The 21,774-nt window shown below is 70.6% G+C and carries 17 protein-coding genes; all 17 read left to right on the forward strand.

The genetic code is table 11. From position 1 onward, the window contains the following. The first annotated feature begins 177 nt into the window (after nucleotides 1–177). The 17 genes from AC067Z_RS30665 to AC067Z_RS30745 all read left to right on the forward strand — a co-directional run bounded on the left by AC067Z_RS30665 (nucleotide 178) and on the right by AC067Z_RS30745 (nucleotide 21,764). Complete coding sequence (locus tag AC067Z_RS30665; protein ID WP_478792908.1) at nucleotides 178–1,125, forward strand: beta-ketoacyl-ACP synthase III; 948 nt, start codon at nucleotides 178–180, stop codon at nucleotides 1,123–1,125. A gap of 22 nt (nucleotides 1,126–1,147) precedes the next feature. Further along, a complete protein-coding gene (locus AC067Z_RS30670; protein ID WP_478792909.1) occupies nucleotides 1,148–1,609 on the forward strand; it encodes an NUDIX hydrolase in 462 nt (153 codons plus the stop codon). A 250-nt stretch (nucleotides 1,610–1,859) separates the two neighbouring features. Continuing rightward, nucleotides 1,860–2,537: a GntR family transcriptional regulator gene (locus AC067Z_RS30675; protein ID WP_478792942.1), complete on the forward strand. Its 678-nt coding sequence runs from the start codon at nucleotides 1,860–1,862 to the stop codon at nucleotides 2,535–2,537. 286 nt (nucleotides 2,538–2,823) lie between these two features. Further along, nucleotides 2,824–4,005, forward strand: a complete 1,182-nt coding sequence (locus AC067Z_RS30680; protein ID WP_478792910.1) for an ROK family transcriptional regulator — start codon at nucleotides 2,824–2,826, stop codon at nucleotides 4,003–4,005. A gap of 271 nt (nucleotides 4,006–4,276) precedes the next feature. Next, entirely contained in the window at nucleotides 4,277–5,797 is a 1,521-nt protein-coding gene (locus AC067Z_RS30685; RefSeq protein ID WP_478792911.1) for a sugar ABC transporter ATP-binding protein, read from the forward strand. Further along, nucleotides 5,794–6,828 carry an ABC transporter permease gene (locus AC067Z_RS30690; RefSeq protein WP_478792912.1) on the forward strand — a complete coding sequence of 345 codons (1,035 nt, stop codon included), beginning with the start codon at nucleotides 5,794–5,796 and terminating at the stop codon, nucleotides 6,826–6,828. The genes AC067Z_RS30685 and AC067Z_RS30690 overlap by 4 nt, the downstream gene beginning before the upstream one ends. 69 nt (nucleotides 6,829–6,897) lie before the next feature. After that, nucleotides 6,898–7,944, forward strand: a complete 1,047-nt coding sequence (locus tag AC067Z_RS30695; protein WP_478792913.1) for a substrate-binding domain-containing protein — start codon at nucleotides 6,898–6,900, stop codon at nucleotides 7,942–7,944. Nucleotides 7,945–7,989: 45 nt separating this feature from the next. Then, nucleotides 7,990–9,240, forward strand: coding sequence for a Gfo/Idh/MocA family protein (locus AC067Z_RS30700; RefSeq protein ID WP_478792914.1), 1,251 nt, complete (start codon nucleotides 7,990–7,992; stop codon nucleotides 9,238–9,240). Between the two features lie 12 nt (nucleotides 9,241–9,252). Then, complete coding sequence (locus tag AC067Z_RS30705) at nucleotides 9,253–10,260, forward strand: sugar phosphate isomerase/epimerase family protein (RefSeq protein WP_478792915.1); 1,008 nt, start codon at nucleotides 9,253–9,255, stop codon at nucleotides 10,258–10,260. 330 nt (nucleotides 10,261–10,590) lie between these two features. Further along, nucleotides 10,591–14,277 carry a ThuA domain-containing protein gene (locus AC067Z_RS30710; RefSeq protein WP_478792916.1) on the forward strand — a complete coding sequence of 1,229 codons (3,687 nt, stop codon included), beginning with the start codon at nucleotides 10,591–10,593 and terminating at the stop codon, nucleotides 14,275–14,277. A 94-nt stretch (nucleotides 14,278–14,371) separates the two neighbouring features. Further along, the gene (locus AC067Z_RS30715; protein ID WP_478792917.1) at nucleotides 14,372–15,538 is read left to right on the forward strand and encodes an inositol-3-phosphate synthase; all 1,167 of its coding nucleotides are present in this window, start codon (nucleotides 14,372–14,374) and stop codon (nucleotides 15,536–15,538) included. Between the two features lie 140 nt (nucleotides 15,539–15,678). Further along, nucleotides 15,679–16,656: an SCO3242 family prenyltransferase gene (locus tag AC067Z_RS30720; RefSeq protein WP_478792943.1), complete on the forward strand. Its 978-nt coding sequence runs from the start codon at nucleotides 15,679–15,681 to the stop codon at nucleotides 16,654–16,656. After that, nucleotides 16,653–17,633 carry a sugar phosphate isomerase/epimerase family protein gene (locus AC067Z_RS30725; RefSeq protein ID WP_478792918.1) on the forward strand — a complete coding sequence of 327 codons (981 nt, stop codon included), beginning with the start codon at nucleotides 16,653–16,655 and terminating at the stop codon, nucleotides 17,631–17,633. The genes AC067Z_RS30720 and AC067Z_RS30725 overlap by 4 nt, the downstream gene beginning before the upstream one ends. Further along, nucleotides 17,630–18,346, forward strand: coding sequence for an EboA domain-containing protein (locus AC067Z_RS30730; RefSeq protein WP_478792919.1), 717 nt, complete (start codon nucleotides 17,630–17,632; stop codon nucleotides 18,344–18,346). Before AC067Z_RS30725 ends, AC067Z_RS30730 begins: the two co-directional genes overlap by 4 nt. Beyond that, on the forward strand, nucleotides 18,346–19,194 hold the full coding sequence (locus tag AC067Z_RS30735) for a TatD family hydrolase (protein ID WP_478792920.1): 849 nt from the start codon (nucleotides 18,346–18,348) through the stop codon (nucleotides 19,192–19,194). The genes AC067Z_RS30730 and AC067Z_RS30735 overlap by 1 nt, the downstream gene beginning before the upstream one ends. A gap of 12 nt (nucleotides 19,195–19,206) precedes the next feature. Then, the gene (gene eboE / locus AC067Z_RS30740) at nucleotides 19,207–20,379 is read left to right on the forward strand and encodes a metabolite traffic protein EboE (RefSeq protein ID WP_478792921.1); all 1,173 of its coding nucleotides are present in this window, start codon (nucleotides 19,207–19,209) and stop codon (nucleotides 20,377–20,379) included. Then, nucleotides 20,376–21,764, forward strand: a complete 1,389-nt coding sequence (locus AC067Z_RS30745) for an alkaline phosphatase family protein (RefSeq protein WP_478792922.1) — start codon at nucleotides 20,376–20,378, stop codon at nucleotides 21,762–21,764. Before eboE ends, AC067Z_RS30745 begins: the two co-directional genes overlap by 4 nt. The last annotated feature ends 10 nt before the right edge of the window (nucleotides 21,765–21,774 follow it).

The following is a 21,774-nucleotide window of genomic DNA, read 5'->3' on the forward strand; positions in this document are numbered from 1 at the left end:
GTCAAGAGTCGGCGTCGGCAGCCGTCGGGGAACCGGCCTGCCGGCCACTGTGCGCAGGCGGCGAGGGAGAAGCTCCAAAGACCGGGCGGCGAAGCTTGTCGGATCACTTGCCGTCGTACCGGTTGGTAGCGCCGAAGACTGGGCTGTTCCAGACATCCGTACCGAGGGGAACCATCCATGACCGGCTCACGCGTCGTCGCCGTCGGGCACTACCAGCCCGCGAAGGTGCTCACCAACGACGACCTGGCGGCCATGGTCGACACCAGTGACGAGTGGATCCGCAGCCGCGTCGGGATCGAGACGCGGCATGTCGCGGGCCCCGACGAACCCGTCGACGAACTGGCCGCGCACGCCGGTGCCAAGGCCCTGGCCGCTGCGGGCCTCACCCCTGCCGACATCGACCTGGTGCTCGTCGCCACGTCCACGGCCATCGACCGCTCGCCCAACATGGCGGCGCGTGTCGCGGCCCGGCTCGGCATGGGCTCGCCCGCGGTGATGGACCTCAATGTCGTCTGCGCCGGCTTCACCCACGCGCTCGCCACCGCCGATCACACCGTGCGTGCCGGGGCTGCGACCCGTGCCCTGGTCATCGGCGCCGACAAGATGGCCGAGATCGCCGACTGGACCGACCGCACCACCTGTGTCCTGGTCGGTGACGGCGCCGGGGCAGCCGTCGTCGAGGCCACGGGGCCGGACCAGGAGGCGGGTATCGGCCCGGTTCTGTGGGGATCCGTCCCCGAGATGGGGCACGCCGTGCGGATCGAGGGCACCCCGCCGCGGTTCGCGCAGGAGGGGCAGTCGGTCTACCGGTGGGCGACGACGCAGCTGCCGCCCATCGCACGCCAGGTCTGCGAGCGTGCCGGCTTCACGCCGGAGGAACTGGCCGCCGTTGTGCTGCACCAGGCCAATCTGCGGATCATCGAGCCCGTCGCCCAGAAGATCGGCGCGGTGAACGCGGTCGTCGCCCGCGACGTCGTGGAGTCCGGCAACACCTCCGCCGCCTCGATTCCGATGGCACTGTCCAAGCTGGTCGAGCGCGGTGCGATCTCGTCCGGGGACCCCGTGCTCCTCTTCGGTTTCGGCGGGAACCTCTCGTACGCGGGCCAGGTCATCCGCTGCCCGTGAACCGCGCGGCACACTGGACGCCATGGTGACGAAGCGAAGCGCCGGGCTGCTCCTCTACCGGCGGCGTGACGGCGGGGTCCAGGTCCTTCTGGGCCACATGGGCGGCCCCTTCTGGGCGGCACGGGACGAAGCGGCGTGGTCGATCCCCAAGGGGGAGTACACCTCCGACGAGGAGCCGATGGCCGCGGCGCGGCGGGAGTTCGAGGAGGAGCTGGGACTTCAGCCGCCCGTCGGCGACTGGCTGCCGCTCGGGGAGGTCAGGCAGTCGAACGGCAAGATCGTCACCGTCTGGGCGATGGAGGGCGACCTCGACACCGGCCTCGTCGTGCCGGGCACGTTCACGATGGAGTGGCCCAGGGGGTCGGGCGTGCAGCAGGAGTTTCCCGAGATCGACCGGGCCGAGTGGTTCGGTGTCGAGGCCGCCCGGCCCAAACTGGTCGCCGCCCAGCGCGCGTTCCTGGAGCGTCTCGAACCGCTGCTGTAGCGCGAACTCCGCTCGCCCCGCCCTGCTCGCCCCGATCGTCCCCGCCCCGCGCGGTGCCGTGTCCTTGCCCGTTCGGGCGGGTGACGGCTGCCTGCGTGCCTCGTAACAGGCCCGGCTCCAGGTGGATTTCGGACACTCGCGGGCCCGGAGTGACGAGGGTCTCGGTGTGAAGGGGATTGCGCTCGGTAGACTGTAGACGATAGCCAATCGTCGTTGCTCGCCGTTGCTGTCGGCCTAGAGGGGGACCGTGATGTTGTCCGCAGGACTGCCCCAGGGAACCGTGCCCAAGCTGGAACGTCCCGGCCCGCTGCGTGAGCGGGTGTACGAGGCGCTGCTCGAACTGATCACGACGCGCGCCCTGCGCCCCGGCCAGCACCTGGTGGAGAGCGAGCTCGCCGGTCACCTCGGCGTCTCCCGTCAGCCGGTGCGCGAAGCGCTGCAGCGGCTCAACACCGAGGGCTGGGTCGATCTTCGGCCGGCGCAGGGCGCGTTCGTGCACGAGCCGACCGAGGCCGAGGCGGACCAGTTGCTCTCGGTGCGCACCCTGCTGGAGGCGGAGGCCGCCAGGCTCGCCGCGGCCAACTCCGGCACCGCGGGCATCGAGGCGCTCGAAGCGCTCTGCGCCCGCGGCGAGCAGGCCGTCTCCGACGACGACGTCGACCTGGCGGTGGCCACCAACGCGGCCTTCCACGCCAAGGTGATGGAGCTCGCCGGAAACGTCGTCCTCGCCGAACTGGCCGCACAGGTCGACCGCAGGGTGCGCTGGTACTACACGCCGGTGGCGCGTCAGCGCGGCCGGCAGTCGTGGATCGAGCACCGTGAGTTGATCGCGGCGATCTCGGCACGTGATGAGCAGCGCGCGACGGAGGTCATGCGGGCGCACACCGAACACACCCGCAAGACGTACCACCAGCGCGACCAGTCGTAGACCGTCCGCAGTTCGTGCCCGGTACTCCGTAGTTCGTGCCAGGTGCTCCGTAGTCCGCTGCCGCAGGCGGGCGCCCCCGCGCCTCGCCTTGCGCGCCCTTTTCGCTGCATGGGCGACGTACGCCCCGAGCTTTGTCCCGACTGTGGAGAAAGTTGCACCGGAACTGTGCGCAAGTTCTTCCCAGTCCGGCAAAGCGCTGCTACGTTCCCCTCGAAAGCAGACAGAAGGCCGGGGTTCCCCAGTGCCGAGCACAGGCCCGAGGGGAGGGGAGGGGTACGTGAGGCGCATGACGGCTCGACCCGCGAACGCACATCAGGCGCGACTGCTCCGGCTGCTGCGCGACGGCGGGCCCAACTCCCGTGCACAGCTGGGCGACCAGGTCGATCTCTCCCGGTCCAAGCTCGCCGTGGAGGTGGACCGCCTGCTGGAGACGGGACTCGTGGTCGCCGACGGCCTCGCCGCCTCCCGTGGCGGCCGCCGCTCCCACAACATCCGCCTCGCGCCGGCTCTGCGTTTCCTCGGTGTCGACATCGGCGCCACCTCGATCGACGTCGCCGTCACCAATGCGGAGCTGGAGGTCCTGGGGCATCTCAACCACCCCATGGACGTACGCGAAGGTCCCGTCGCCGTCTTCGAGCAGGTGCTGTCGATGGCCGCGAAGCTCAAGGCGTCAGGACTTGCCGAGGGCTTCGACGGTGCAGGCATCGGAGTGCCGGGCCCGGTCCGCTACCCGGAGGGCGTGCCGGTCGCACCGCCGATCATGCCCGGCTGGGACGGCTTCCCGGTCCGCGAGGCACTCAGCCAGGATCTGGGCTGCCCCGTCATGGTCGACAACGACGTGAACCTGATGGCCATGGGCGAGCAGCACGCGGGCGTCGCCCGCTCCGTCGGCGACTTCCTCTGCATCAAGATCGGTACCGGCATCGGCTGCGGCATCGTCGTCGGCGGGGACGTCTACCGGGGGACGACCGGCAGCGCCGGGGACATCGGACACATCCAGGTCGAGCCGGAGGGCAGGGCCTGTGCCTGCGGCAACAAGGGCTGCCTGGAGGCCCACTTCAGCGGTGCCGCACTCGCCCGCGACGCCGAGGAGGCGGCGCGCAGCGGCCGGTCACCCGAGCTCGCAGCCCGGCTGGAGGCGGCCGGGCAGCTCACCGCGGCGGATGTCTCGGCAGCCGCGGCTGCCGGTGACGCCACCTCGATCGACCTCATCCGTGAAGGCGGCAACCGGGTCGGCCAGGTGATCGCCGGACTCGTCAGCTTCTTCAACCCCGGACTCGTCGTGATCGGCGGCGGTGTGACCGGGCTCGGCCACACGCTGCTGGCCAGCGTGCGCACCCAGGTCTACCGGCAGTCACTGCCCCTCGCCACCGGCAATCTGCCCATCGTGCTGGGGGAGTTGGGCCCCACCGCCGGAGTGATCGGCGCGGCCCGTCTCATCAGCGACCACCTGTTCTCGCCGGCCTGACACAGGGCCGGTCCGTACGACCGCTCCACCGCTCCACCGGCACCACCCGGTCCGCCCGTACCGCGGGCCGGCGCACCACCGGCACCATCGGATCCACCCGGCACCGCCCCGTACGGCCCGCTCCACCCGCACTGGTCGACGCACGAGCCGCCCCACACGACGTGCACCCACCCGCACGCCCCCGCCGCACCGCCGGGGGCGCCCCGGGCACAACCTCGTACCCGCACCCGCCCTGCCCGCTCACCGGCCGCACCCGCCGAGGGGATTCGTCATGGCACCAGAACCACCCCTGCTCACCATGTCCGGCATCACCAAGTCGTTCCCGGGCGTTCGCGCCTTGGACGGCGTGGACCTCGAGGTCCACGCCGGCGAGGTCCACTGCCTCCTCGGCCAGAACGGCGCCGGCAAGTCCACCCTCATCAAGGTGCTCGCCGGTGCGCACCAGCCCGACGGCGGCGAGATCACCTGGCGCGGCGACGCCGTGTCCCTCAAGTCGCCCATCGCCGCCATGCGCCTCGGAATCGCCACCATCTACCAGGAACTCGACCTGGTCGAGGGCCTGTCCGTGGCCGAGAACGTCTTCCTCGGCCACGAGCCGACCGCGGCAGGATTCGTGGTGCGCGGTGCCGAGGCCCGTACCGCGACCGCCCGACTCCTGCACAGGCTCGGGCACTCGGAGATCGACCCGGCTCGCCCTGTCGGAGATCTGTCCGCCGCTCAGCAGCAGATCGTCTCCATGGCGCGTGCCCTCTCCCACGAGGTGCGCCTGATCGTGATGGACGAGCCGTCCGCCGCGCTCGACCCCGACGAGGTGGACAACCTCTTCCGGATCGTCGGCGACCTCACGGCCGAAGGTGTCGCCGTCGTCTACATCTCGCACCGCCTGGAGGAGATCCGCCGCATCGGCGACCGGGTCACCGTCCTCAAGGACGGCAGGGCCGTCGCCGTCGGCCTGCCCGCTAAGGCCACCCCCACCCGTGAGGTGGTCGCCCTGATGACCGGCCGCAATGTCGAGTACGTCTTCCCCGAGCGGCCGGCCCCCGTCCCGGGCACGAAGGAACCGGTGCTGCGGGTCGAAGGGCTCACCAGGGCAGGCGAGTTCGCACCTGTCGACCTGGAGCTGCGGCCCGGCGAGATCGTCGGCCTCGCCGGACTCGTCGGCTCGGGACGCAGCGAGATCCTGGAGACCATCTACGGCGCCCGCAGGCCCGACGCGGGCCGCGTCGTCGTCGACGGCACCCCGCTGCGCACCGGCAGCGTCCGCGCCGCCGTCCGCGCCGGTATCGGACTCGCGCCCGAGGAGCGCAAGGCACAGGGCCTGCTGATGCTGGAGTCGGTCACCCGCAACGTCTCCCTCTCCACGCTCTCCCGCTTCTCCCGCACCGGCTGGCTCGACCACCGGCGGGAACGGGACGAAGCCCGCCGCGCCACCAGGGAACTGTCCCTGCGGCCCGACAACCCCGACGCCAGGATCCGCACCCTGTCCGGCGGCAACCAGCAGAAGGCGGTGCTCGCCCGCTGGCTGCTGCGCGGCTGCAGGGTGCTGCTGCTCGACGAACCCACGCGCGGTGTCGACGTCGGCGCCCGCGCCGAGCTGTACGCCGTGATCCGCCGGCTGGCCGACGAAGGCCTCGCCGTACTTCTCGTGTCCAGCGAAGTGCCCGAAGTCCTGGGTCTCGCCGACCGGGTGCTCGTGCTGCGCGAAGGCAGCGTCGTGCACACGGCCGACGCCAGGGAGCTCGACGAGCACCGCGTACTCGATCTTGTGATGGAAGGGAGCCCGACGGCATGACGCAGCCCGCCACCCCGGCGCAGCAGGACGCGCCGGCCGCAACCGCCAAGTCCGCACCGGACAAGGGCGGTTCGCGTCGCCCGCTGGGGCTGCGCCTGGATGTGCGCAACCTGTCCCTGCTCGGTGTGCTCGCCGTGCTCATCGCGGTCGGCGGCATCACCAAGCCCGACGAGTTCCTCGCCACGAGCAATCTGCAGCTCGTGCTGACGCAGGCGTCCGTCATCGGCGTCGTGACCGTCGGCATGACGTTCGTGATCACCAGTGGCGGAATCGACCTGTCGGTCGGCGCGATCGTGGCGCTCGCCTCCGTCTGGGCGACGACCGTGGCGACCCAGGAGTACGGATTCGCGGGCATCCTCTTCACGGCCGTGATCGTGGGCCTGGCCTGCGGTCTGGTGAACGGTCTGCTCATCGCCTACGGCGGGATGGTGCCGTTCATCGCGACCCTGGCAATGCTCGCTGCGGCCCGCGGTCTCGCGCTGCAGATCACCGACGGCAAGACCCAGATCGTCACCGTCGACTCGGTGCTCGACCTCGGCATCAAGGACGCCTACATCCTCGGCATCCCGCCGCTGGTGCTGGTCTTCGCCGCGGTCACCGCCGTCGGCTGGCTGCTCCTCAACCGCACCACCTTCGGCCGCCGTACCGTCGCCGTCGGCGGCAACGCGGAAGCCACCCGTCTCGCCGGCATCGACGTACGCCGCCAGCGTCTCTACCTCTACCTCCTGTCCGGACTGTGCTGCGGTATCGCCGCGTTCATGCTCATCGTGCTCGCGGGATCCGGCCAGAACACCAACGGCAACCTCTACGAACTCGACGCCATCGCTGCCGCGATCATCGGCGGCACCCTGCTCAGCGGTGGCCGCGGCACCATCGTCGGCTCCGTGCTCGGCGTCCTCGTCTTCACGACCATCACCAACATCTTCGCCCTCAACAACCTGGAGAGCGCCGTCCAGCAGATCGCCAAGGGCGCGATCATCGTCGCCGCTGTCCTCGTCCAACGCCGCACCCTGCGCGGCGGCGAGGCCTGACCGCTCCGCCGCCGTACCCCCGCACGTCCCCCAACCTGTCGCACCGCCCAGCTGAAGGGTCGATCCGTCATGCCACAAATCCCCGCTCCCAGCCGCAGAGGACTGCTCTTCGGGACCGCCGCCGTCTCCGCCGGCGCGCTCCTGACCGCCTGCACCAGCAACGAGCCGAAGAAGGAGGAGCAGGCGACCAACAACGCCCCGGTCGCCGACGACAAGCCCGGCAAGGCGGTCACCATCGGCTTCGCCGGCCCGCAGGCGGACCACGGCTGGCTCAACGCCATCAACGAGAACGCCAAGTCCCGGGCCGAGAAGTACTCCGACGTCACCCTGGAGATCACCGAGGGCTCCAACGACACGGCCGCACAGATCGGCCAGGTCCAGACGCTGATCAACAAGAAGGTCGACGTCCTCGTCATCCTGCCCGCCGACGGCAAGGCACTCACCCAGGTGGGCCTGCAGGCCATGAAGGCGGGTATCCCCGTCGTCAACCTGGACCGCATCTTCGCCTCCCCGCAGGCCTACCGCTGCTGGATCGGCGGCGACAACTACGGCATGGGCCTCAACGCCGGCAACTACATCGGCGAACAGCTCAAGCACAAGCCCAACGCCAAGGTCATCGAGCTCGCCGGGCTCGACAACCTCGAACTGACCAAGCAGCGCACCCAGGGCTTCGACGACGCCCTGAAGAACTACCCCAACATCAAGAAGGTGGCCCGCCAGGCCGCGGAGTTCACCGTCGAATCCGGCCAGGCCAAGATGGCGCAGTTGCTGCAGGCCCAGTCGCAGTTCGACGCGCTGTGGAACCACGACGACGACCAGGGTGTCGGCGCCCTGCGCGCCATCGCCCAGGCCGGACGCAAGGACTTCCTGATGGTCGGCGGCGCGGGCGCCAAGTCCGCGATGGATGCCATCAAGGCCGACGACAGTGTGCTGAAGGCCACCGTCCTCTACCCGCCGACGATGGCGGCGTCCGCCATCGACCTCGCCCGCGCGCTGAGGCAGGGCAAGGGCATCAGCGGCATGGCCGAACTGGAGATCCCGGCCTCCCTCACCCTCTACTCGGCAGTCGTGACCAAGGACAACGTCGAGGAGTACCTGCCCACCGGTTTCAACTGACCGGCGCGCCCGCCCCCACCGTGCACACCGACGAGGAGGATCCGTATGGAACAGAGGGACAGTGACGCAGCTGCGCCGCCGCTCGGCGTGGGCATGGTCGGATACGCGTTCATGGGCGCCGCGCACTCCCAGGGGTGGCGCACCGCGGGCCGTGTGTTCGACCTGCCCCTGCGGCCCGTCCTCGCCGCGATCTGCGGCCGTGACCGGGCCGCGGTCCGCGCCGCGGCCGGCAAACACGGCTGGGCGGCGGCGGAGACCGACTGGCGCGCCCTCGTGGCCCGTGACGATGTGCAGCTCGTCGACATCTGCACACCGGGCGACAGCCATGCGGAGATCGCGATCGCCGCGCTGGAGGCGGGCAAGCACGTCCTGTGCGAGAAGCCGCTGGCCAATTCGGTGGCCGAGGCCGAGGCGATGGTCCTGGCCGCCGAACGGGCCCGTGAACGAGGACAGTTGGCCATGGTCGGCTTCAACTACCGGCGGGTGCCCGCGATCGCGTACGCCCGCCGGCTGATCGCCGACGGCCGACTCGGCGCCCTGCGCCACATCCGGGTGACGTACCTCCAGGACTGGCTCGTCGACCCCGACTTCCCGCTGACCTGGCGCCTGGAGCGCGAGCACGCGGGGTCGGGGGCGCTCGGCGACCTCGGTGCGCACATCGTCGACCTGGCGCAGTATCTGGCGGGGGAGCTGCTCGTCGGGGTGTCCGCGCAGCTCGAGACGTTCGTGAAGCAACGCCCGCTGTTGCGGGGTGCCTCGACGGGTCTGTCGGCCGCCGGAGGTGCCGAGCGCGGGGACGTCACCGTCGACGACGCGGCGCTGTTCACCGGGCGCCTCGCGTCGGGCGCCCTGGCGTCCTTCGAGGCGACGCGGATGGCGGCGGGCCGCAAGAACGCACTGAGGCTGGAGGTGAACGGCGAGCTGGGCTCGCTCGCCTTCGATCTGGAACGGCTCAACGAACTGTCGTTCCACGACCACAGCGAACCGGCCGTCACCGCCGGCTTCCGGCGGATCCTCGTCACCGAGGCGGAGCACCCCTACCTGGAGGCATGGTGGCCGCCCGGCCATGCTCTCGGCTACGAGCACACCTTCGCGCACCAGGCGCGCGACCTCGTCGCAGCCATCGCGGCCGGCACCGACCCTGCGCCGTCGTTCGCCGACGGACTCCAGGTGCAGCGGGTGCTCGCCGCGGTCGAGGAGAGCGCGCAGAAGAACGCCGTCCACACGCCCGTGCAGACGGCAGGGGCCGAACAGAGGGCTGAACCGACAGCCCAGGCAGTACAGGCACAGGTCTGAGGAGGAGGTCCGATGCCACGCCCGTTCACGCTGTTCACCGGTCAGTGGGCCGATCTGCCGTTGGAGGAGGTCTGCCGGCTCGCCCGGGACTTCGGCTACGACGGTCTCGAACTCGCCTGCTGGGGCGACCACTTCGAGGTCGACAAGGCACTCGCCGACCCGTCCTACCTGGACGGCAGGCATGCTCTGTTGGACAAGTACGGCCTGAAGTGCTGGGCGATCTCCAACCATCTGGTCGGCCAGGCCGTCTGCGACAACCCCATCGACGAGCGGCACCAGGCCATCGTGCCCGCCCGCATCTGGGGTGACGGAGAACCGGAAGGCGTACGGCAGCGGGCCGCGGCCGAGCTGAAGGACACCGCGCGCGCCGCGGCGGCCTTCGGCGTCAACACCGTCGTCGGCTTCACCGGGTCCTCCATCTGGCATCTCGTCGCGATGTTCCCGCCCGTCCCCGAGCGGATGATCGAGCGCGGTTACGAGGACTTCGCCGAGCGGTGGAATCCCATCCTCGACGTGTTCGACACCGAGGGCGTCCGCTTCGCCCACGAGGTGCATCCCAGCGAGATCGCGTACGACTACTGGACCACCAGGCAGGCCCTCGACGCGGTCGGCAACCGGCCGGCCTTCGGGCTCAACTTCGACCCGAGCCACTTCGTCTGGCAGGACCTGGACCCGGTCGGCTTCCTGTACGACTTCCGGGACCGGATCTACCACGTGGACTGCAAAGAGGCCCGTAAGCGTCTTGACGGGCGCAACGGGCGGCTCGGCTCCCATCTGCCATGGGGCGACCCGCGGCGCGGCTGGGACTTCGTCTCGGCAGGCCACGGCGACGTCCCCTGGGAGGACGTGTTCCGGATGCTGCGTTCCATCGGCTACGACGGTCCCATCTCGGTGGAGTGGGAGGACGCCGGAATGGACCGGTTGGCCGGTGCGCCGCAAGCGCTTGCGGATTTGAAGCGGTTCGACTTCGACCCGCCGAGCGCCTCGTTCGACGCCGCCTTCTCGGGCGGCGACCACTAGAACACGCCAGGTCCGAGCCCGGCGGCAGTGCGCCGCCGGGCCGGTCCGGCACGCCCGGGTCCGGCTTTGTCCTGCTGCGGGAGAAAGTTCAACTTCCGCGGTGCACAAGGGCTTTCCGTCCAGGACGAACCCGGATACCGTCCCATCTCGTGTACACGACATAGGTGGTTCGGGAGTGACGGCGCACTCCGGTTCCACGGCATCAGCCCGAAGCGGTGCAGGACGAACACCTGCTGACGCACCGCTTCGAGAGGCGAGCGCGGCACGGGGGACACCCCCAGCGCTCCACGGCAACCCGCTCGTTCGACCGGCTACTACCGGAGGACATCCGTGCACAGAAAAAGGCCCGGAGCCCGCAAGGCTCTCGCACTCCTCACCGGCAGTCTTCTCGCCGCAACCTCGCTCGCCCTCACCTCGCCGACCACGGCATCCGCCGCCGACCCGGCGGCGGCTCCCGCCGCCGAGGAGTTCCAGCAAGTCACCCTCGCGAAGGGCGGCGAGGAAACCGGTGAGCCCATGTCGCTCGCCGTGCTCCCCGACCGCAGCGTGCTCCACACGTCCCGCAACGGCGAGCTGCGCATGACCGACGCGGCCGGCGACACCCGCGTGGTCGGCACCGTCCCCGTCTACTCGCACGACGAGGAAGGCCTCCAGGGCGTCGGACTCGACCCCGAGTTCAGCGAGAACCGCTTGATCTACCTCTACTACGCACCCCCGATGGACACGCCCGCCGGGGACGCCCCCAACGAGGGCACGGCGGAGGACTTCGCGAAGTTCGACGGGGTCAACCGGCTCTCCCGCTTCGTCCTGAAGACGGACGGCACCCTCGACAACGCCAGCGAGAAGAAGATCCTCGACATCCCGGCGACCCGCGGCATCTGCTGCCACGTCGGCGGAGACATCGACTTCGACGCGGCCGGCAACCTCTATCTGTCGACGGGCGACGACTCCAACCCCTTCGCCTCCGACGGCTACACCCCCATCGACGACCGGCCGGGCCGCAACCCGGCCTACGACGCCCGCCGCACCTCCGGCAACACCAACGACCTGCGCGGCAAGATCCTGCGCATCAAGGTGAACGACGACGCGTCCTACTCCATCCCCGAGGGCAACCTCTTCGCCCCCGGCACCGAGAAGACCCGGCCCGAGATCTACGCCATGGGCTTCCGCAACCCGTTCCGGTTCAGCGTCGACAAGAAGACCGGCATCGTCTACGTCGGCGACTACGGTCCCGACGCAGGAACCGCCGACCCCAAGCGCGGCCCGGCGGGACAGGTCGAATTCGCCCGCGTCACCGGCCCCGGCAACTACGGCTGGCCTTTCTGCACCGGTGACAACGACCCTTACGTCGACTACGACTTCGCCACCAAGACCTCGGGCGCCACCTTCGACTGCGCGAACCTGAAGAACGAGTCGCCGTACAACACCGGTCTCACGGACCTGCCGCCCGCGCAGAAGGCATGGATTCCCTACGACGGCGGATCGGTCCCCGAGTTCGGTACCGGCTCCGAGTCCCCGATGGGCGGACCCGTCTACCGCCACGACCCGGACAACGACTCCCCGGTGGCGTTCCCCGCCGAGTACGACGGCGACTTCTTCGCCGGCGAGTTCGGCCGACGCTGGATCAAACGCATCGAACAGGGCGCCGACGGCGCCGTCACATCGATCAACCCCGTCCCGTGGACCGGCACCCAGATCATGGACATGGCCTTCGGCCCGGACGGCGCGCTGTACGTTCTCGACTACGGCACCGCCTGGTTCGGCGGCGACGAGAACTCCGGCCTCTACCGCATCGAGAACGCCACCGGCGGACGCTCCCCGGTCGCCGAGGCGAGCGCGAACAAGACGTCCGGAAAGGCGCCGCTGCGTGTCGCCTTCTCCTCCGCAGGCACCACCGACGCGGACGGCGACGCCCTCACCTACAGCTGGGACTTCGGTGACGGAGGCAAGTCCACCGCCGCCAACCCCACCTACACGTACAAGAAGAACGGCACCTACACCGCCACCGTCACCGCCGAGGACGCGAGCGGCCGCACCGGTTCCGCCAGCGTCCACGTCGTCGTCGGCAACACCGCGCCCACGGTCACCCTCGAACTGCCGGCAGAAGGGGCACTCTTCGACTTCGGCGACGAGATCCCCTTCAAGGTGACGGTCACCGACCCCGAGGACGGCACCATCGACTGCGCCAAGGTCAAGGTCACCTACGTCCTCGGCCACGACAGCCACGGCCACCCCGTCACCTCGGCGAACGGCTGCACCGGCACCATCAAGACCTCCAGCGACGGAGGCCACGACCCCAACGCCAACATCTTCGGTGTGTTCGACGCCGAGTACACCGACGGCGGAGGCGGCGGCCAGGCGGCGCTGACCAGCCACGACCAGGCACAGCTCCAGCCGCGTCATCGCCAGGCCGAGCACTTCGACAACTCCGCCGGGATCAAGGTCCACGACAAGGCCAGTGCAAACGGCGGCAAGACCGTCGGCGACATCGACAACGGCGACTGGATCTCCTTCACGCCGTACAACCTCACCGGATCCACCAAGCTCACCGCGCGCGTCTCCTCCGCCGGGGCAGGCGGCTTCCTGGAGGTGCGCACCGGGTCCGCGAACGGCACGCTCCTCGGCTCCGCCCCCGTACCGGTGACCGGAAGCTGGGACACGTTCCAGGACATCGACGTGCCCCTGCGGTCCGTGCCGAAGAAGACCACCGAACTGTTCCTGGTCTTCAAGGGCGGCGCGGGCGCGCTGTACGACGTGGACGACTTCGCGTTCTCGAACTCGCCCGTCGACCGCACAGCCAAGCGTGTCCTCGTCTTCTCCAAGACGGCCGGCTTCCGCCACGACTCCATCGCCACCGGTGTCGCCGCGCTCAAGGAACTCGGCCAGTCCAGCAACATCACGGTCGACGCCACCGAAGAGGCCTCCCAGTTCACGACGAACAACCTCGCCCGGTACGACGCCGTCGTCTTCCTCTCCACCACCGGTGACGTCCTGAACGCCGACCAGCAGAAGGCGTTCGAGAACTACGTCGCCACGGGCGGCGGATACATGGGCGTCCACGCGGCGGCCGACACCGAGTACGACTGGGAGTTCTACGGCGGACTGGTCGGCGCGTACTTCGCCTCCCACCCGCAGATCCAGCCCGCCACCGTCCGCGTCGAGGACCACGACCACCCCGCCACCTCGCACCTGGACGACGCGTGGGAGCGGACCGACGAGTGGTACAACTACCGCACCAACCCCCGTGAACAGGCCCGCGTCCTCGCCACCCTGGACGAGACCACCTACGAGGGCGGCACGATGAAGGGCGACCACCCGATCGCCTGGTGCCAGACCTACGAGGGCGGCCGCGCCTTCTACACCGGCGGCGGCCACACCAAGGAGTCCTACGCCGAGGCGGCGTTCCGCCAGCACCTGCTCGGCGGGCTGCGCTACGCCACAGGACAGGTCAACGCGAACTGCAAGCCGGGGACCGGCTACCGGACAATCTTCAACGGCAAGACGCTCGAAGGCTGGAAGCAGGCCGGGCCCGGGAAGTTCAACGTCGTCGACGGTGAACTGCGTACCGAGGGCGGCATGGGCATGCTCTGGTACCAGGCCAAGGAGCTCGGCTCGTACTCCCTGAAGCTCGACTGGAAGATGGACGGCGACGACAACTCCGGTGTCTTCGTCGGCTTCCCGACCTCGGACGACCCCTGGTCCGCGGTCAACAAGGGCTACGAGGTCCAGATCGACGCCACGGACGCCGCCGACCGCACCACCGGAGCCGTCTACGGCTTCAAGTCGGCCGACATCAAGGCGCGCGACCGGGTCCTGCGACCGCCCGGCCAGTGGAACAGCTACGAGATCCGTGTGCAGGGCGAGCGCCTGCAGGTCTTCCTCAACGGCGTGAAGATCAACGACTTCACCAACACCGACCCGGTCCGCAGCCTCAAGGACGGCTACGTCGGCATCCAGAACCACGGCGCCGACGACCAGGTGTCCTTCCGGGACATCCAGCTGAAGCAGCTGCCCTAGGGGCGGAGCCCCCGAGGGCGGCCCACCGAGCCGGCGGCGGGCGGGGAGGCGCCGTACCCCCGCCCGCCGTCCTCCACCACATCGGAACATCGACATGGCAGGGAGGCAGCCCGTGAACGATGGGAACGCAAGCGTGCCCACGAACAACGACGGGAACGCACGCATCGGAGTCTGGTTCGTCGGAGCCCGCGGATCGGTGGCCACCACGGCCGTCGCCGGTTGCGCGGCCGTCACCGCCGGACTGCACCCACCGACCGGCATGGTCACCGAGACCCCGCCCTTCGCAGGAAGCGGTCTGCCCTCCCTGTCCTCACTCGTCTTCGGCGGCCACGACACCGCCAGCTGTCCACTGCCCAAACGCGCCGAACACCTCACGGAAGCGGGCGTCCTACCGCACGGCCTCGCCGCCGCCGTACGCACCGAACTGGCTGCGGCGGAGCAGGAGATACGCCCCGGCGGCCCGCAGAGCGGCGACACGCGCAGCGACGAGGAACTCATCACCGGCTTCACCACCGACCTCACCTCCTTCCGTGAACGGCACGGCCTCGCCCGTGTCGTCGTCGTGAACGTCTCCTCCACCGAACCGCTGCCCGGGCCGGACGCCGTCCGGCTGCCGCCCAGCTCCCTGTATGCGGCCGCCGCCGTCCGCGCCGGCGGCCCCTACGTCAACTTCACCCCCTCCACCGGGCTGCGCACCGCCGCCCTCACCGACGCCGTCGCGGCCAGTGGACTTCCCCACGCGGGCCGCGACGGCAAGACCGGCCAGACGCTGCTCCGCTCCGTCCTCGCCCCGATGTTCATGCAACGCGCCCTGAACGTGCGGGCCTGGTCCGGCACCAACCTGCTCGGCGGCGGCGACGGGGCGGCACTGGCCGACCCCGGCGCGGCCGCCGCCAAGAACGCCGGCAAGGAACGCGTCCTGGCCGACACGCTGGGCCACGCCCCCGAGGGCGAGGTGCACATCGACGACGTCCCCGCACTCGGCGACTGGAAGACCGCGTGGGACCACATCGCCTTCGACGGCTTCCTCGGCTCCCGGATGATCCTCCAGACCATCTGGCAGGGCTGCGACTCGGCGCTCGCCGCCCCCCTCGTCCTCGATCTCGCCCGCCTCCTCGCCCGCGCACACGAGGCCGGCCTCTCGGGCCCGCTCCCCGAACTCGGCTTCTACTTCAAGGACCCGGACGGCGGGCCCGCGGGCCTGTCCGAGCAGTTCACCGCGCTCCTTGCCTTCGCGGACCGGCTGCGGGAGGCGCAGTGATACGCGCCTGGACGGCACGCCTCGCCCCCGCTGCGACGCACCGCCGCCCCCGCGCCGTGCCCGAACCGGCCCGCCCGCCGGGCCGCGCCGCCCGCCCATCGTCCGCGCCCCGCTCCCCGCTCCGCGACTGGGCCGAACTCCTGCGCATATCCGCCCTGTTCACCGTTCCCGGCGACGCCCTCGCAGGCGCGGCCGCCGTAGGCGCCCGCCCCGGAAGAGGCACCGCCCTCGCCGTGGGCGCCTCGCTGTGCCTGTACGAGGCGGGCATGGCCCTCAACGACTGGGCCGACCGCGACGAGGACGCCGTCGACCGCCCCCACCGCCCGATCCCCTCGGGCCGCATCACCCCGCGTGCCGCCCTCACGGCCTCCGGAGTCCTCACCGCTGCGGGCCTCGCCCTCGCCGCCCGGGCGGGCCGCCCGGCACTGGCCGTGGCGGCGGCCCTGTCCGCGACCGTCTGGGCGTACGACCTGCACCTCAAGCACACCAAGGCCGGTCCGGCGGCAATGGCTGCGGCCCGCGGTCTCGACGTCCTCCTCGGTGCGACGGCAACGCTGTCAACGACGTCCCTGGCAACCGCGTCCCGGGCGGCGGCCGGTGAGGCCGCCTCCCCGAGCGGGGTGCGGAGCAAGAGCTCCGCGGCGAACCCCAGTGGCCGGCCCGCTGCTCCGGACGTATGCCGGCCGCACCGGGCAACTGCCGCGCTGCCGTCCGCCGCCGCGCTGGCCGCGCACACCTACGCCGTCACCTCCGTCTCCCGCCACGAAGCACAGGGCGGCTCCAGCCTCGTACCGCTCGCCGCGCTCGGCGCGAACCTGGGCCTCTCGGCCGTCATCGCCCGATCAGCCCTCCGCCACCGCCGACTCCGCCGACCCGAACACCTCGCCACGGGCGCCCTTGCTGCCGCCTACGTCCGCACCGCCGCCACACCCCTCCTCCACGCCGCCCTCAACCCCTCGCCGCCCCTCACCCAGCGGGCGGTCGGCGGCGGAATCCGGGCCATGATCCCGCTCCAGGCCGCCCTTGCCGCCCGGTCCGGGGCGAGCGCCACCGGTCTCGCCGTCATGGGACTCGTGCCGATCGCCCGCAAACTCGCACGGAAAGTGAGCCCCACATGACCCCCCGCACCGGAGCCCCCCGCTTCGGCTACGGCACCAACGGGCTCACCGACCTGCGGCTCGACGACGCCCTCGGCCTCCTCGCCGATCTCGGCTACGACGGAGTCGGGCTCACCCTCGACCACATGCACCTCGACCCCCTCGCCCCCGACCTCGCCACCCGCACCAGCCGCGTCGCACACCGCCTCGAGGAACTCGGCCTCACCGCCACCGTGGAGACGGGCGCCCGCTATGTACTCGACCCCCGGCGCAAGCACGGTCCCTCCCTCCTGGACGCCGACCCCCAGGGCCGTGCCGCTCGCACCCGCCTCCTGATCACCGCCGTGGACGTGGCCGCGGAGCTAGGCGCTCACGCGGTGCACTGCTTCAGCGGCATCACCCCTGCGGGCACCGACCCCGACACGGCCTGGAAGCGTCTGGAAGAAGGACTCTGGCCCGTCCTCGACGCCGCAGCCGCCGCCGGCGTCCCCCTCGCCATCGAACCCGAACCCGGCCACCTCCTCGCCACTCTCGACGACTTCCACCATCTGCGCACCGCACTCGGCAACCCGGCACCCCTCGGCCTCACTCTCGACATCGGCCACTGCCAGTGCCTGGAACCCGCCCCGCCCGCCGACTGCATCCGTGACGCCGCCCCCTGGCTGCGGCACGTCCAGATCGAGGACATGCGCCGCGGTGTCCACGAGCATCTTCCCTTCGGCGACGGCGAGATCGACTTCCCTCCCGTCCTCGAAGCGCTCGCCGCGACCGGATACCAGGGCCTCACCGTCGTCGAACTGCCGCGCCACTCCCATGCGGGTCCCGAACTCGCCCGCACCTCCCTCGAGTTCCTGCGCAGCGTGCCGTCGACCGGACCGTCCGGACGGTCAGCACATCCCAGGGCTTCGGGCCAGACACGCGCCAACCGCCCGGACCGAGCGGACATCACTGTCCGGACCGCACGCACACCCCGCACGAAGGGAGAACCGGCTCAGTGACGCGGACACCCGAACCCACTCCCGGCGAACTCGACACCCAACTCGACGACACCGCCCGTGCCTGGCTCCACGACGCTCTCTCCGAGGCCCGCCGGGCCGCCGAGTCGCCCCCTGCCCCCGCATCTCCCTACACCGCCCACACCTGGGAACTGCGCTTCGCCGCCGCCGGCCGCCACTGCGGCCAGGACCACGCCGACGCTGCCCGCACCCTGCTGCTCACCGAGGCACGCGCCGGTCTCGACACACTCACCCGCCTCTATCAGCAGGGCAGCGCCGCCGAACGCCGGGCAGTGCTCCTGTCCCTGCCGTCCCTGGTCAGCGGCCCGCACGCCCTGCCGCTCGTCGACGATGCGCTGCGCACCAACGACACACGTCTTGTCGCGGCCGCCGTCGGCCCCTACGCCGCCACCCACCTCGCCCCGCATGCCTGGCGCCACGCCGTCCTCAAGTGCCTGTTCACCGGCGTCCCGGTCGACGCCATCGCCGGCCTCGAGCAGCGAGCCGCAGGCGACGGCGAACTCGCCCGTATGCTCGCCGACTTCGCAGCAGAACGCACCGCCGCCGGCCGCGACGTCCCCCACGACCTCCATCGCACGCTGGCCCTGACAGGCGACCGCCCCCCGCAACCGGACGGGACGTCCGCCGAGCCGGACGAGCAGCCCGACAAGCCTGTGCAGCCCCAGCAGTCCGGCGAGCAGCCCGAGGAGTCCTGATGCGCATCTTCGACCCCCACATCCACATGACCTCCCGCACCACCGACGACTACCAGGCGATGTACGCCTCGGGTGTGCGTGCACTCGTCGAACCGTCGTTCTGGCTCGGTCAGCCCCGCACCTCGCCGGCCAGTTTCTTCGACTATTTCGACGCCCTCCTCGGCTGGGAGCCCTTCCGCGCCGCCCAATACGGCATCGCACACCACTGCACCATCGCCCTCAATCCCAAAGAGGCCAACGACCCCCGCTGCACGCCCGTCCTCGATGCGCTGCCCCGCTATCTCGTCAAGGACTCCGTCGTCGCCGTCGGCGAGATCGGCTACGACTCCATGACTCCCGCCGAGGACACGGCCCTGGCGGCGCAGCTCCAACTGGCCGCGGACCACGGCCTGCCCGCCCTCGTCCACACCCCTCATCGCGACAAGCTCGCCGGGCTGCACCGCACCGTCGATGTCGTCCGCGAATCGAAACTGCCCGCGGAACGAGTGCTGCTGGACCACCTCAACGAGACCACCGTCAAGCACGCAGCCGACAGCGGGTGCTGGCTCGGCTTCTCCATCTATCCGGACACCAAGATGGACGAGGACCGCATGGTCACGATCCTGCGGACGTACGGAACGGAGAAGGTGCTCGTCAACTCCGCTGCCGACTGGGGCAAGAGCGACCCGCTCAAGACCCGCAAGGTCGGCGACGCGATGCTCGCCGCCGGCTTCACCGAGGACGACGTCGACCAGGTCCTGTGGCGCAACCCCGTCGCCTTCTACGGTCTCAGCGGCCGCCTTCAGCTCGACCTCCCCGAACCGGAAGGGCTCCATGAAGGCAACTCCATTCTCCGCGGCGGGGAATGAGAGGAGCCACGCATGCGCTTCCGTCACCCCGACGGTTCGACCGTCCACCTCTCCTACTGCACCAACGTCCATCCCGCCGAGACCCTGAGCGGTGTCCTCGCCCAGCTGCGCGACCACTGCGAACCGGTCCGCAAACGCCTCGGGCGCGACCGGCTCGGCATCGGGCTGTGGCTCGCCAGGGACGCCGCCGGCTCGCTCATCAACGACCCGGCCGCCCTGCGCGGCCTGCGCGGGGAACTGGACCGCCGCGGTCTCGAGGTCGTCACGCTCAACGGCTTCCCCTATGAGGGCTTCGGCGCGGAAGAGGTCAAATACCGCGTCTACAAACCGGACTGGAGCGATCCCGAACGACTCGCCCACACCACCGACCTCGCGCGCCTCCTCGCCGCCCTGCTGCCCGACGACGTCACCGAAGGCACCATCTCCACCCTGCCGCTCGCCTGGCGCACCGCTTTCGACGCCGAGGCGGCCACCACCGCCCGAAACGCCCTCGCCACGCTCGCCGAACGCCTCGACGCGCTCGAGGAACTGACCGGCAGATCCATCCGGATCGCCCTCGAACCCGAACCCGGATGCGTGGTGGAGACCACCGCTGACGCGATCGCCCCCCTCACCGACATCGCCGCGCACCATCGCATCGGCATCTGCATCGACACCTGCCATCTCGCCACCTCCTTCGAAGAACCGGAAACCGCCCTCGCCGCGCTCGTCGCGGCAGGTGTAGCCATCCCCAAGGCGCAGCTGTCCGCTGCCCTGCACGCCGAACACCCCCATCTGCCCGCTGTACGCGACGCGCTCGCCGCTTTTGCCGAACCCCGCTTTCTGCACCAGACCCGCACCCGGATCGCCTCGGGGCTCCGCGGAACGGACGATCTCGACGAGGCAGTCGGCGGGCTGGTGCTCCCCGACGGATCCCCCTGGCGCGCCCACTTCCACGTCCCGCTGCACGCGCCGCCCGCCCCGCCGCTCAGCTCCACCCTGCCCGTGCTGCGCGACACGCTGACCCGCCTCGTCGGCGGACCCGCACCCCGCACCCGGCACCTCGAGGTCGAGACCTACACCTGGCAGGCGCTGCCACCGGAGCTGCGGCCCCGCAACCGCACCCAGCTCGCCGACGGCATCGCCGCCGAACTCACCCTGGCCCGCGACCTGCTGACCGACCTCGGCCTCAAGGAACTCCCATGAACGACACCGAACGACCCACCCCCCTCCTGGTCCTTGACGTCGTCGGTCTCACCCCCAAACTCCTCGACCACATGCCCAACCTGAAGGCGCTCGCCGCCGCGGGCTCACAGTCCGCCCTGACCACCGTGCTGCCCGCCGTCACATGCGCCGCCCAGTCCACCTTCCTCACCGGCACGCTGCCCGCCGAGCACGGCATCGTCGCCAACGGCTGGTACTTCCGTGAACTCGGCGACGTCCTGCTCTGGCGCCAGCACAACGGTCTCGTTGCCGGTGACAAGATCTGGGATGCCGCCCGCCGCGCCCACCCCGGCTACACCGTCGCCAACATCTGCTGGTGGTACGCGATGGGTGCCGACACCGACATCACCGTCACCCCGCGCCCCGTCTACTACGCCGACGGCCGCAAGGAACCCGACTGCTACACACGGCCGCCCGCCCTCCACGACGAACTCACCGAGAAATTCGGGACGTTCCCCCTGTTCCACTTCTGGGGCCCGGGCGCCGACATCGTCTCCAGCCAGTGGATCGCCGATGCGACCCGCCACATCATGCGCACCCGCCACCCGGACCTGACCCTGTGCTACCTGCCGCACCTCGACTACGACCTGCAGCGCTACGGACCCGACGACCCGCGTTCACACCGTGCCGCCGCGGACCTCGACACCGTCATCGGCCCCCTCCTCAAGGACGCGCGGCAGGAAGGCCGCACCGTCGTCGCCCTGTCCGAGTACGGCATCACCCGCGTCAGCCGCCCCGTCGACATCAACCGTGCGCTGCGACGCGCCGGTCTGCTCGAGGTCCACACCCAGGACGGCATGGAGTACCTGGACCCGATGGCGTCCCGGGCCTTCGCCGTCGCCGACCATCAGCTCGCCCACGTGTACGTCCGCCGGCCCGAGGACCTGGAGGCCACCCGCGAGGCCCTCGCGGACCTGCCCGGAATCGACCAACTCCTCGACGACGAGGGAAAGAAGGCGCACGGCCTCGACCACCCCCGCTCCGGGGAACTCGTCGCCATCGCCGACCCCGACGCCTGGTTCACCTACTACTACTGGCTGGACGACGCCCGGGCCCCCGACTTCGCGCAGCTCGTCGAGATCCACCGCAAACCCGGCTACGACCCCGTCGAGCTGTTCATGGATCCCGAGGATCCCTACGTCAGGGTCAAGGCGGCCACGGCAGTGGCCCGCAAGAAGCTCGGCATGCGCTACCGCCTCGCGGTGGTGCCCCTCGATCCCTCACCTATTCGCGGCAGCCACGGTCGCCTGCCCACGAGCGACGAAGAAGGTCCGCTCATCGTGTGCTCCACCCCCCGCGCAGTATCAGGCCGCACCGCGGCCACCGATGTGAAGTCCCTGCTCCTTCAACTGGCTGGTCTCCACTGAACCACACCGC

The sequence above is a fragment of the Streptomyces sp. NPDC043812 genome, assembly GCF_056436245.1.

What these genes read in the sequence shown, in the direction of transcription:
- AC067Z_RS30665 (WP_478792908.1), top strand. Translation starts at nt 178, where the DNA reads ATGACCGGCTCACGCGTCGTCGCCGTCGGGCACTACCAGCCCGCGAAG.
- AC067Z_RS30670 (WP_478792909.1), top strand. Translation starts at nt 1,148, where the DNA reads ATGGTGACGAAGCGAAGCGCCGGGCTGCTCCTCTACCGGCGGCGTGAC.
- AC067Z_RS30675 (WP_478792942.1), top strand. Translation starts at nt 1,860, where the DNA reads ATGTTGTCCGCAGGACTGCCCCAGGGAACCGTGCCCAAGCTGGAACGT.
- AC067Z_RS30680 (WP_478792910.1), top strand. Translation starts at nt 2,824, where the DNA reads ATGACGGCTCGACCCGCGAACGCACATCAGGCGCGACTGCTCCGGCTG.
- AC067Z_RS30685 (WP_478792911.1), top strand. Translation starts at nt 4,277, where the DNA reads ATGGCACCAGAACCACCCCTGCTCACCATGTCCGGCATCACCAAGTCG.
- AC067Z_RS30690 (WP_478792912.1), top strand. Translation starts at nt 5,794, where the DNA reads ATGACGCAGCCCGCCACCCCGGCGCAGCAGGACGCGCCGGCCGCAACC.
- AC067Z_RS30695 (WP_478792913.1), top strand. Translation starts at nt 6,898, where the DNA reads ATGCCACAAATCCCCGCTCCCAGCCGCAGAGGACTGCTCTTCGGGACC.
- AC067Z_RS30700 (WP_478792914.1), top strand. Translation starts at nt 7,990, where the DNA reads ATGGAACAGAGGGACAGTGACGCAGCTGCGCCGCCGCTCGGCGTGGGC.
- AC067Z_RS30705 (WP_478792915.1), top strand. Translation starts at nt 9,253, where the DNA reads ATGCCACGCCCGTTCACGCTGTTCACCGGTCAGTGGGCCGATCTGCCG.
- AC067Z_RS30715 (WP_478792917.1), top strand. Translation starts at nt 14,372, where the DNA reads ATGGCAGGGAGGCAGCCCGTGAACGATGGGAACGCAAGCGTGCCCACG.
- AC067Z_RS30725 (WP_478792918.1), top strand. Translation starts at nt 16,653, where the DNA reads ATGACCCCCCGCACCGGAGCCCCCCGCTTCGGCTACGGCACCAACGGG.
- AC067Z_RS30735 (WP_478792920.1), top strand. Translation starts at nt 18,346, where the DNA reads ATGCGCATCTTCGACCCCCACATCCACATGACCTCCCGCACCACCGAC.
- eboE (WP_478792921.1), top strand. Translation starts at nt 19,207, where the DNA reads ATGCGCTTCCGTCACCCCGACGGTTCGACCGTCCACCTCTCCTACTGC.
- AC067Z_RS30745 (WP_478792922.1), top strand. Translation starts at nt 20,376, where the DNA reads ATGAACGACACCGAACGACCCACCCCCCTCCTGGTCCTTGACGTCGTC.